Genomic DNA, 12,246 nt, shown 5'->3' on the forward strand with positions numbered 1-12,246 from the left:
ATCAATCTTTTAAAAGTATCTGAAAAAAGTTGCACGATTTTAATGATATAAAAATGTCGACATCTTCTCTGATAGATCAAATACCGAAGGGAAGGAGTATAGAATAGCATAAAAAATTTTAAATTAAATACGATAAACATTTTGTTCACTTTATAATCGTTTACAAGAAAAGATTTATTGATATTTTTTACATAAACCAAAGAGTTTACGAACATATTTTTATTTTTTATCAAAAAATGCTTTACAAGTTCTTAAAAACATGTTATAGTAATAAAGCTTAGAAAATGAGATGATGTTTTCTAGCAAATATAAACCCGAGTAAAAAATGCCTACGGACAGGCAGGGTTGAATGCCGAAGCGTGGTTGAAAAACCACATTATTGATAGGGTTAAAAGCCTACTTTTATAAGTTGATGTTAGGATACTTGTCCTAATTCATAAATTTTTAGTGTGGTGAAAGCACACGTCATCTTGTGAAACGATCAATAAAGTACGTAATATTTGCTACTAGAGAGTTAGGAAACATCAGGAACAGACATACTCAAAAGAAACAAACATAAAAACGTCAGAAGATTGCAGAGCAGGTGAAAACCTGCTCTTTTTTCATGAGTCAACCTTTAGTTCCTTAGTTTTCATAAGGTCCTAAAAATATTGAAAGGAGTATGTCTTGAAAGAGTTAGATCAAAACCAAGCCCCTATTTATGAGGCCTTGGTGAAGTTACGCAAGAAAAGGATTGTTCCCTTTGATGTTCCAGGTCACAAGCGTGGACGGGGAAATCCAGAACTTGTCGAACTGTTAGGAGAAAAATGTGTAGGCATTGATGTCAATTCGATGAAACCTTTGGATAATTTAGGGCATCCTATTTCGATTATTCGAGATGCAGAGGAGCTGGCAGCTGATGCTTTTGGAGCTAGCCATGCTTTTCTCATGATTGGTGGAACAACTTCATCGGTGCAGACTATGATTTTGTCAACCTGCAAGGCAGGAGATAAGATTATTTTGCCACGAAATGTCCATAAATCTGCTATTAATGCACTTGTTCTATGTGGTGCCATTCCCATCTATATCGAGATGAGTGTAGATCCTAAGATTGGTATCGCTTTAGGTCTTGAAAATGACCGAGTAGCACAGGCCATAAAGGACCATCCAGATGCTAAGGCCATTTTGATTAACAATCCTACTTACTACGGAATCTGTTCAGACCTAAAGGGGTTGACAGAAATGGCTCATAAAGCTGGCATGCTGGTTTTAGTAGATGAAGCCCACGGAGCGCATTTGCATTTCACTGATAAACTTCCAATTTCTGCTATGGATGCAGGTGCTGATATGGCAGCAGTCTCCATGCATAAGTCTGGTGGGAGTTTGACACAAAGTTCGATTCTTTTAATCGGGGAGCAGATGAATCCTGAATACGTACGTCAGATTATCAATCTTACCCAGTCAACATCTGCTTCTTACCTGTTGATGGCTAGTCTGGATATTTCGCGTCGCAACTTGGCTCTTCGAGGTAAAGAGTCTTTTGAGAAGGTCATTGAGTTATCAGAGTATGCTCGCCGTGAAATCAATGCTATCGGTGGCTACTATGCTTACTCAAAAGAGTTAATAGATGGTGTGTCGGTATGTGATTTTGATGTAACCAAGCTGTCAGTTTACACTCAGGGTATTGGCTTAACAGGTATCGAGGTTTATGACCTCCTACGAGACGAATACGACATTCAGATTGAGTTTGGTGATATTGGCAATATCTTGGCCTATATTTCGATTGGTGACCGTATCCAAGACATCGAGCGCTTGGTTGGTGCTCTTGCTGATATCAAGAGACTCTATTCACGAGACGGGAAGGACTTGATAGCTGGAGAATATATTCAGCCCGAGTTGGTGTTATCTCCTCAGGAAGCCTTCTATTCAGAGAGAAGAAGTTTGTCTTTAGACGAATCTGTTGGACATGTCTGTGGGGAATTTGTCATGTGCTATCCTCCAGGAATTCCTATCTTGGCTCCTGGTGAACGCATTACACGAGAAATTGTAGATTATATCCAATTTGCCAAGGAACGTGGTTGCTCCCTCCAAGGGACGGAAGATCCAGAGGTCAATCACATCAACGTCATTAAGAGAAAGGAGAACTAGATGGATTTATGGTTTTCTGAAGTTCATACTCCAGATGTCAAATTGTCCCTGAGAACAGCCAAGCAACTCTACGCTGGTAAAAGTGAATGGCAGGATATTGAAGTTCTAGATACGCCAGCTTTTGGAAAGATCTTGATTTTAAATGGGCACGTCTTGTTCTCAGATGCTGATGATTTTGTCTACAATGAAATGACCGTTCATGTTCCCATGGCTGTCCACCCAAATCCCAAGAAAGTCTTGGTAATAGGGGGTGGTGACGGTGGTGTTGCCCAAGTATTAACACTCTATCCTGAGCTGGAACAAATCGATATTGTAGAACCTGATGAGATGTTGGTTGAGGTTTGTCGTGAGTATTTCCCAGATTTTGCCGCAGGGCTAGATGATCCTCGTGTTACCATTTACTACCAAAATGGGCTACGCTTTTTGCGAAACTGCGAAGATGATTACGATATTATCATCAACGATGCGACAGATCCCTTTGGACATACGGAAGGGCTCTTTACCAAGGAATTTTACGGAAACAGTTACAGAGCCTTGAAAGAAGACGGCATCATGATTTACCAGCATGGGAGTCCCTTCTTTGACGAAGATGAGTCGGCTTGCCGAAGTATGCACCGTAAGGTTAATCAAGCCTTTCCAATCAGTCGGGTCTACCAAGCCCACATCCCAACTAGCCCTGCTGGTTATTGGTTGTTTGGATTTGCTTCGAAAAAATACCACCCTGTCAAAGATTTTGACAAGGAAGGCTGGAAAAAACGCCAGCTTTTCACAGAATACTACACTGCAAACTTACATGTGGGAGCCTTTATGTTGCCCAAGTATGTTGAGGACATTTTAGAAGAAGAGGAAGGAAAAAAATGAGTCGTTTACTAGTTATTGGATGTGGGGGAGTTGCCCAAGTTGCTATTTCAAAGATTTGCCAAGATAGCGAAACTTTTAAAGAAATTATGATTGCTAGCCGTACTAAGTCAAAATGTGATGACTTGAAGGCTAAATTAGAAGGCAAAACAAATACTAATATTGAGACAGCTGCCCTTGACGCTGACAAGGTAGAAGAAGTGATTGCCCTGATTGAAAGCTACAAACCAGAAGCTGTTTTGAACGTAGCTTTACCATATCAAGATTTAACAATTATGGATGCTTGTTTGGCAACAGGTGTTCACTATATCGATACAGCTAACTACGAAGCCGAGGATACAGAAGACCCTGAATGGCGTGCTATTTATGAGAAACGTTGTAAGGATCTTGGTTTTACAGCTTACTTTGACTACTCATGGCAGTGGGCTTATCAAGAGAAATTCAAAGAAGCAGGCTTGACTGCTCTTCTTGGTTCTGGTTTCGACCCAGGTGTGACCAGTGTCTTTTCAGCTTATGCCCTCAAACACTATTTTGATGAAATCCACTATATCGACATTTTAGACTGTAATGGTGGTGACCACGGTTATCCATTTGCAACAAACTTTAACCCAGAAATCAATCTACGCGAGGTTTCTGCGCCAGGTTCTTACTGGGAAGATGGTAAGTGGGTTGAAGTGGAAGCTATGTCAATCAAGCGTGAGTACGATTTCCCTCAGGTCGGACAAAAAGACATGTATCTCCTTCACCATGAAGAAATTGAATCACTGGCTAAAAATATTCCTGGAGTCAAACGAATTCGTTTCTTTATGACTTTTGGCCAATCTTATCTAACCCACATGAAATGCTTGGAAAACGTTGGTCTCCTTCGTACGGATACTATTAATTTCAATGGTCAAGACATCGTTCCAATCCAATTCTTAAAAGCCTTGCTTCCAGATCCTGCCAGCCTTGGCCCACGCACCGTTGGTAAAACCAATATCGGCTGTATCTTTACAGGTGTCAAAGATGGCGTTGAAAAGACCATCTACATCTACAATGTCTGCGACCATCAAGAATGTTACGCAGAAGTTGGTTCACAAGCCATTTCTTACACGACTGGCGTTCCAGCCATGATTGGGACAAAATTGGTTATGAACGGTAATTGGAAACAAGCTGGAGTGTATAACCTTGAAGAATTGGATCCAGATCCATTCATGGAAGCTTTAAATGAGTATGGTTTACCTTGGGTTGTGGTTGAAAATCCACAAATGGTGGACTGATGAAGTTAGAACAAGTACCAACACCAGCATATGTTATTGACTTGGCCAAGTTAGAAGCCAATTGCCGTATCCTAAATTATGTTCAAGAAGAAGCTGGCTGCAAGGTTTTGCTTGCCCAGAAGGCTTATTCCCTCTACAAAACCTATCCCTTGATTAGCCAGTATCTATCAGGTACGACAGCCAGTGGACTCTATGAGGCCAAATTGGCAAGGGAAGAATTTCCTGGTGAAGTCCATGTTTTTGCGCCAGCTTTCAAGGATGCAGACTTGGAGGAATTGCTGGAGATAACGGACCATATCGTCTTTAACTCAGAGAGACAGTTGCGTAAACATGGGGCCCGTTGTCGTGAAGCTGGTATCAGTGTCGGTCTACGCCTCAATCCTAAATGTTCAACGCAGGGTGACCACGCGCTCTATGACCCTTGTGCACCAGGCTCTCGTTTTGGAGTCACTCTAGACAAGATTCCTAGTGATTTACTAGATTTGGTGGATGGTCTTCATTTTCACACCCTTTGTGAGCAGGGAGCAGATGATTTAGAGACAACTTTGAAAGCAGTAGAAGCGCAGTTTGGTTCTTATTTACATGAAGTAAAATGGCTCAACATGGGTGGTGGTCATCACATCACAAGAGAAGATTATGATGTGGATTTGCTGATTTCAGAACTAAAGCGTATCCGAGAAACTTACAATCTTGAAGTCTATATCGAGCCGGGTGAAGCCATTGCGCTCAATGCAGGTTATCTAGCAACCGAGGTATTAGATATTGTAGAAAACGATATGGAAATCTTGGTTTTAGATGCCTCTGCGACTTGCCATATGCCTGATGTACTTGAGATGCCCTATCGTCCACCTTTGAGAAATGGCTTTGAGGCACAGGAAAAAGCTCATACCTACAGACTTTCTTCTAATACCTGTCTGACGGGCGATGTAATTGGTGATTATAGTTTTGAAAATCCAGTCCAAATCGGTGATAGACTTTATTTCGAAGACATGGCCATTTATTCTTTTGTCAAAAATAATACTTTTAATGGTATTGGATTGCCAAGTCTCTATCTCATGGACGAACAGGGAGACTGCAGCTTAGTCAAAGCCTTTGGCTATCAAGATTTTAAAGGGAGATTATCATGATGGACAGTCCAAAAAAATTAGGCTATCGTATGCCAGCAGAGTACGAACCCCATCATGGTACCCTCATGATATGGCCGACTCGACCAGGTTCATGGCCCTTTCAAGGTAAGGCAGCTAAAAAAGCTTTTAGCCAGATTATAAAAACCATAGCAGAAGGGGAAAGAGTCTATCTTTTGGTGGAGCAAGATTATCTATCTGAAGCCCAATCCTATCTTGGAGACAAGGTCGTTTATCTAGATATTCAGACAAATGATGCCTGGGCTAGAGATACAGGACCGACCATTCTCCTCAATGATAAAAGGGAAAAGTTGGCAGTAGATTGGGCTTTTAATGCCTGGGGTGGCACCTATGACGGTCTTTATCAAGACTATGAAGATGATGACCAAGTAGCCAGTCGTTTTGCTGAGGCCTTGGAAATGCCTGTTTACGATGCCAAACCTTTTGTGCTAGAAGGCGGAGCGATACACAGCGATGGACAAGGAACCATTCTCGTAACTGAAAGTTGCTTGCTTAGTCCTGGTCGCAATCCTCACCTGACTAAAGAGGAAATTGAGAATACCTTATTAGAGTGCCTTGGCGCTGAAAAAGTTATTTGGCTTCCTTATGGTATTTATCAGGACGAAACCAATGAACACGTTGATAATGTTGCTGCCTTTGTTGGTCCTGCAGAACTTGTTTTGGCTTGGACGGACGACGAAAGTGATCCCCAATACGCCATGTCAAAAGCAGATCTCGAACTCTTAGAGCAAGAGACAGATGCAAAAGGTCGTCCCTTCACCATTCATAAATTGCCTATTCCTGCAGTTCGACAAGTTGTGACAGAAGAGGATTTGCCAGGCTACATCTATGAAGAAGGAGAAGAAGAGCGATACGCAGGTGAAAGGCTTGCTGCTTCCTATGTCAATTTCTATATCGCTAACAAGGCTGTCTTGGTTCCACAGTTTGATGATGTAAACGACCAAGTAGCCTTAGATATCCTCAGTAAGTGTTTCCCAGACCGTAAAGTTGTCGGAATTCCAGCCAGAGATATTCTTTTAGGTGGTGGCAATATCCACTGTATCACCCAACAAATCCCAGAATAGGAGAAAAAGATGAGAAATGTAAAAGTTTCAGCTATTCAGATGCAATGCGCTAAGGATGTGGCAACAAATATCCAAACCGCAGAGCGTTTAGTACGTCAGGCTGCAGAACAAGGTGCACAAATTATTCTCTTACCCGAGTTGTTTGAACGTCCATACTTTTGTCAGGAACGTCAGTATGACTACTACCAGCATGCCCAGTCGGTGACAGACAATACTGCCATTCAGCATTTTAAAACCATTGCCAAGGAGTTAAAGGTCGTTTTACCAATCAGTTTCTATGAAAAAGATGGCAATGTCTTGTATAACTCTATTGCTGTCATTGATGCAGATGGTGAGGTGCTAGGTGTTTATCGGAAGACTCACATACCAGACGACCATTACTATCAAGAGAAATTCTATTTCACACCTGGCAACACAGGCTTCAAGGTCTGGGATACTCGCTATGCCAAGATTGGTATTGGTATCTGTTGGGATCAATGGTTCCCTGAAACAGCGCGCTGTCTTGCGTTAAATGGTGCTGAATTGCTCTTTTATCCTACAGCTATCGGTTCAGAGCCAATTTTGGATACAGATAGTTGTGATCATTGGCAACGTACCATGCAAGGGCACGCAGCAGCAAATATTGTCCCAGTTATTGCAGCCAATCGCTATGGCTTGGAAGAAGTCACTCCAAGTGAGGAAAATGGCGGACAGAGTTCCAATCTTGACTTCTACGGTTCCTCCTTTATGACGGATGAAACAGGAGCTATTCTAGAACGAGCTGAAAGACAAGCTGAAGCTGTTCTGTTAGCTACTTATGACCTTGATAAGGGAGCAAGCGAACGCCTAAACTGGGGCTTGTTTCGAGATAGAAGACCCGAAATGTATCAACGCATTACGGACTAGTAGGAGAGAAATGAGAGATTCATTCTGCTAGACTCGTTTTCACTAGCAACTATAAGGATACAATGTTATCTAGTAAATGTATTTTATATTTTAACCCTCTAAGGCTCTCTCGCGCTTTTATGCGAGGAGCTTTTCTGTTTAAGTTTTATCAATAAAACATGCTATAATAGTTGCAGAAAGGTTGGTATTTATGGCTAGGATATTGGTTATTGAAGACAATAGTGACATTCAAGAGATTTTGCGAACACTTCTTACTGAGGAGCATGAGGTAATTCAAGCCTTTTCTGGTACAGAAGGAATCATGCGTTTTGACCAAGGTGGGATTGATCTTGTTTTGCTAGATATCATGCTTCCTGGGAAAAATGGGGATCAGGTTTTAAAAGCCATCAGGGAACAAAGTCAAATTCCAGTCATTATGCTAACGGCTCTGAGTGATAAAAAGTTAATCAGTCAATATCTCTTAGACGGTGCCAATGATTACATAGTCAAACCTTTTGATTTGGATGAAGTCTTTGCTAGAGTTACTGTTCAATTACGCCAAAGTGCAGAAAAACAGCCTATGGAAATAGGAAAAACTGAAAATTTGTCACAAAACTTGAAAAATATCCAGTTTGATTCAGAAAGTTTTGAAATCAAAAATAGTCAGGAAATGATTCGCCTTGCCAAGAAAGAATGCTTAATTCTCCAAACTCTCCTTAAATACCCTAAGAAAATTTTCACCAAGGAAGAACTTTATGAATTGGTCTGGGAGGATAGCTATCTACCCGGAGATAATACCCTCAATACGCATTTGAGTAATCTTCGTAAAAAATTAAACCAGCTTGACCCAAATCAAGAATATATTGAAACCATCTGGGGAGTTGGGGTAAGATTAAAAGGAGACAAGCAATGACCTACATGATAATCTTTATCCTACTGGTACTCTTAATTATTTTATCGATTGCATTGATTCGCTACCATCTAGCACTTAAAAACTTGAGTCAACAGATTGAAGACAAGATTCTCACGGGTAGTATGAAAAGAGTCGGAATCAGTATTTTTTCCAAACATTTTTTACATCTCTACCAGCAGATTGAGAATCTATTTCAGGAAGTAGAGCAGTCTCGATTGGTTATGAAAAGGGAAAAGCAGACTCTGGATATGGCCATCAGCAATATCGCTCATGATATTCGGACACCTCTGACTATCGCTTCAGGCTACACCCAACAATTGATAAAAACTCCTGAAAACAAAGCAGAAACCCTACAAAAAATAGCCCAGCATCTTGATTTAGTTTCCAAACGTTTGGAGGCTCTCCTAGAATATCGTCGTTTGATGGAAGGAGCTGTCAAACCGAAACTGGAAGAAGTGGATTTTTCAACTTTTATTACCAAGAAGACTCTGGCTTATTATGATGTTTTTCAGGCGGCAAATATCACTCTTGATTTTAAGGTTGAAGCTGGTTTGAAAATGAGGACTGATGAAGACTTGCTGGATCGAATTTTACAAAATTTGCTTGGAAATGTCCTCAAACATGGCAAGGAAGAAGCACGCCTATCTTTGAGAAAGGAAAAGGAACAGCTTGTCTTAGAGATTGCAAACCTTGTCAAACAGCCCATCAAAAGAATAGAAAATCTCAGCAACCGTTTTTATTCTGAAAATCTATCTGATACGGAAGAATCCTCTGGTTTAGGCCTTTATATCACTGAGGAATTATGTCATCTTCTCGGTGCAGAGATGAAACTAAGCACAGATGGGCAATGGTTGTCGGTTTTCATTTACTTTTAACGAAAAGAGGCTCGGCAAAAACTAGCTTCTAAATCATAACCACCCGTCTAACGGATGGTTTGTCCCAGGGCTATAAGCCCAAATTACCGGCCAGCGCCTAAAGACGCTGGCTTTCACTTTGTTCAAACCTTATTGCTCTTGACTCGTCACTTACCACTATCCCTAAAGGGATCCTCATATTCTTTTACAGTTAATTTATCTAGTGCTATATCATGCTTTACTCGTTCTCAAATTGTCATACTCGTGAAGAAATCATTCACTGGATCATTTCTTTACTCTTGAATATATTTCTTAATTGTAGCTTCATTGAGTCCCACCGTACTCATATAATAACCTTCCGCCCAGAAATGCCGATTCCCAAACTTGTACTTGAGATTGGCGTGTTTATCGAACATCATGAGTGCACTTTAATCTTTTAAATCCTCCATGAAACTTGAAGCGCTTATCCTTGGTGAAATACTGACTAACATATGCACATGGTCTGGCATTAAGTGACCCTCGATAATTTCAACTCCTTTATAACTACACAAGCGATGAAATATTTCGCCTAAACTACTTCTATATTGATTATAGATGACTTTTCGTCTATACTTAGGGTTGAGCATAATGTGATAGAACAGTGCCACTTTGTGTGTGATAAACTATGAGCCTTTTGTGCCATATTTTTGACTCTTTCGCTTTACAATTGCCTTGAAGAGCTTTATTGTATCGTGTTTGGAGTTTTTTTGGTACAACCTTCGACGCGTACCTGCATAGCGGGCGGTTTTTTTGTCTCGCACCTAACAGAGCGAGACGGACTGAAAGTCACATAAGAAAACGAGTATCTCCAACTACGGAAATGCTCGTTTTTGATAGTTAGAAGTGGGGTTTTGCTCAACCTTCTTTTTTATATCTTTTACAATCCTGCGAAATCTTTGATTTCTTGTGCTGACATTGAAGAGTCGCAACGGACATTGATTTGTCCATCTGCAACATGAACAAAACCTGGTACAGTTGGAATTCCATAGCGTGAGCGGAATTCTTGCAACTCATTGAGTTGGCTTGGTTCTTCACTGTTGATGAAGTAAATGTGAGCTTTGGTTTCAGCTACGACACCTGACAATGTACCTGCAAATTTACGGCAGTAAGGGCAAGTTTTACGACCGATGAAGAAGGTTGCAGTTTCTTTCTTATCAAGAGCTTCTTGCGCACGCGCAACTGTAGTGACTTCAAGGTCTTTGATATTATCTAAAAATTGTTCCATGAGATTACCTCGCTTTCATTGATAAGTCTAGTATGCCATAAAGTTTCTAAAATTGCTTAGATTTGATACGAAAAAAAGATGAGATTGGTTGGTCTCATCTTTTATAGGGCTTTATTTTATAAAAGCATTGATTTCTGCTTCGATGTTAGCAATCTTAGCTTGTGATTCTTCGTTTGTTTCACCTACAACTGCAATGTAGAACTTGATTTTTGGTTCTGTACCTGAAGGGCGAACGGCAATCCATGAACCGTCAGCAAGTGTGTATTTCAACACATCACTTGGAGGAGTTGTTAAGTTTGTAACAGTTCCGTCAGCAGCAGTGGCAGTTTGAGCCTTGAAGTCTTCTACGACCGTAATAGCTGTTGCGTTCCATTCTTTTGGAGCATTGTTACGGAATTTAGCCATAATCGCTTTGATTTGTTCAGCACCATCGACACCAGAAAGGGTAACAGAGATAGTCTTTTCTGCGTAGTAGCCGTACTCTTTGTAGATTTCTTCGATACCGTCAGCAAGGGTCAAACCACGTGAACGGTAGTAGGCAGCAAGTTCAGCAACGACAAGAACAGCTTGGATAGCATCTTTATCACGTACGAATGGTTTAATCAAGTAACCGAAGCTTTCTTCAAATCCCATCATGTAAGTGTGGTTGTGTTTTTCTTCGAATTCTTGAATTTTTTCAGCGATGAATTTGAAACCAGTCAAGACGTTGAACATAGTTGCGCCGTAGCTTTCAGCAATCTTCGTTACCAAGTCAGTTGATACGATAGATTTACATAGGGCTGCATTTTCAGGAAGAGTTCCAGCATTTTTGTGGGCTTCCAAGATGTATTTAGCCATGATAGCACCGATTTGGTTACCTGAAAGGTTGAGGTAGCTACCATCTTTTTGAAGAACTTCCACACCAACACGGTCAGCATCAGGGTCAGTTGCGACAAGAACATCTGCACCAACTTGACGACCAAGTTCTTCAGCAAGTGCAAAGGCTGCTTGGCTTTCTGGGTTTGGAGATTTTACAGTTGAGAAGTCTGGGTCAGCAGTTGCTTGCGCTTCAACGACTTGAACAGAGTCAAATCCTGCTTGGGCAAGAGCACGACGAGCCAACATTTCACCAGTACCATGAAGTGGTGTGTAGACAATTTTCATGTCTTTACCGAATTCTTCAATCAAGGCTGGGTTGATGTTTACATCTTTGACTTCTTTGAGGTATTCTACATCGACAGCTTCGCCGATAACTTCAATCAAGCCAGAAGCTTTTTCAGCTTCCACATCAGCAACTTCTACCGCAAATGGATTTTCGATTGCACGGATATAAGTAGTCAAAGCGTCCGCGTCGTGTGGAGGCATTTGTCCACCATCTTCACCGTAAACCTTGTATCCGTTAAATGGTGCAGGGTTGTGGCTGGCTGTGACCATGATACCTGCGAAACAGTTGAGGTGACGAACTGCAAATGATAGTTCTGGAGTTGGACGAAGGCTTTCAAATACATAAGATTTGATGCCATGTTTAGCAAGAACTGCCGCAGATTCAAAGGCAAACTCTGGTGAGAAGTGACGGCTATCGTAGGCGATTGCGACACCACGTTCTTTTTCGTTTCCGCCTTTTGACTCAATCAAACGAGCCAATCCTTCAGTAGCTTGACGAACAACGTAGATGTTGATGCGGTTTGTACCAGCACCAATCAAACCACGCATACCTGCAGTACCAAATTCAAGATTTGTATAGAAGGCATCTTCCTTTGTTTTTTCGTCCATATTTTCCAAATCTTGACGAAGGTAGTCAGGAAGCTCCGCAAAATCAACCCATTTCTGGTAATTTTCTTGGTAAGACATTGAAATTCTCCTTTTTGTAAATTGTTTTAACCGTTCACATTATAGCACTTTTTAGCGTTTTAGTAAAA

10 protein-coding genes and 1 pseudogene are annotated in these 12,246 nt (G+C 41.1%); 8 read left to right on the top strand and 3 right to left on the bottom strand.

Translation table 11 applies throughout. The features are described 5' to 3' along the window. The first annotated feature begins 666 nt into the window (after positions 1 to 666). From FJR73_RS00380 to FJR73_RS00415, 8 genes are all read left to right on the top strand, one after another. Entirely contained in the window at positions 667 to 2,127 is a 1,461-nt protein-coding gene (locus tag FJR73_RS00380) for an aminotransferase class I/II-fold pyridoxal phosphate-dependent enzyme (protein ID WP_140832625.1), read from the top strand. Next, positions 2,128 to 2,988 (top strand): polyamine aminopropyltransferase, encoded by an 861-nt coding sequence (gene speE, locus FJR73_RS00385; RefSeq protein ID WP_000366713.1) that lies wholly within the window; start codon positions 2,128 to 2,130, stop codon positions 2,986 to 2,988. Then, positions 2,985 to 4,244 carry a saccharopine dehydrogenase family protein gene (locus tag FJR73_RS00390; protein WP_140832627.1) on the top strand — a complete coding sequence of 420 codons (1,260 nt, stop codon included), beginning with the start codon at positions 2,985 to 2,987 and terminating at the stop codon, positions 4,242 to 4,244. The genes speE and FJR73_RS00390 overlap by 4 nt, the downstream gene beginning before the upstream one ends. After that, entirely contained in the window at positions 4,244 to 5,371 is a 1,128-nt protein-coding gene (gene nspC / locus FJR73_RS00395) for a carboxynorspermidine decarboxylase (protein ID WP_140832629.1), read from the top strand. The genes FJR73_RS00390 and nspC overlap by 1 nt, the downstream gene beginning before the upstream one ends. After that, on the top strand, positions 5,368 to 6,453 hold the full coding sequence (aguA, locus tag FJR73_RS00400) for an agmatine deiminase (protein WP_140832631.1): 1,086 nt from the start codon (positions 5,368 to 5,370) through the stop codon (positions 6,451 to 6,453). The genes nspC and aguA overlap by 4 nt, the downstream gene beginning before the upstream one ends. A 9-nt stretch (positions 6,454 to 6,462) precedes the next feature. Continuing rightward, on the top strand, positions 6,463 to 7,338 hold the full coding sequence (gene aguB, locus FJR73_RS00405; protein ID WP_140832633.1) for an N-carbamoylputrescine amidase: 876 nt from the start codon (positions 6,463 to 6,465) through the stop codon (positions 7,336 to 7,338). 190 nt (positions 7,339 to 7,528) lie between these two features. Further along, complete coding sequence (locus FJR73_RS00410; protein ID WP_140832635.1) at positions 7,529 to 8,230, top strand: response regulator transcription factor; 702 nt, start codon at positions 7,529 to 7,531, stop codon at positions 8,228 to 8,230. Next, positions 8,227 to 9,105, top strand: a complete 879-nt coding sequence (locus tag FJR73_RS00415) for a sensor histidine kinase KdpD (RefSeq protein ID WP_140832637.1) — start codon at positions 8,227 to 8,229, stop codon at positions 9,103 to 9,105. The genes FJR73_RS00410 and FJR73_RS00415 overlap by 4 nt, the downstream gene beginning before the upstream one ends. A 146-nt stretch (positions 9,106 to 9,251) precedes the next feature. Here the strand turns inward: FJR73_RS00415 and tnpA are convergent. The 3 genes and pseudogenes from tnpA to FJR73_RS00435 form a co-directional block, all read right to left on the bottom strand. Next, a pseudogene (tnpA, locus tag FJR73_RS00425) lies at positions 9,252 to 9,766 on the bottom strand (IS200/IS605 family transposase). A 234-nt stretch (positions 9,767 to 10,000) separates the two neighbouring features. Further along, positions 10,001 to 10,348, bottom strand: a complete 348-nt coding sequence (locus tag FJR73_RS00430) for a thioredoxin (protein ID WP_050220770.1) — start codon at positions 10,346 to 10,348, stop codon at positions 10,001 to 10,003. Between the two features lie 111 nt (positions 10,349 to 10,459). Beyond that, entirely contained in the window at positions 10,460 to 12,178 is a 1,719-nt protein-coding gene (locus FJR73_RS00435) for a phospho-sugar mutase (protein WP_140832639.1), read from the bottom strand. Positions 12,179 to 12,246: the final 68 nt, after the last annotated feature.

The organism is Streptococcus sp. D2 (assembly GCF_006385825.1).
Taxonomy (GTDB): domain Bacteria; phylum Bacillota; class Bacilli; order Lactobacillales; family Streptococcaceae; genus Streptococcus; species Streptococcus shenyangsis.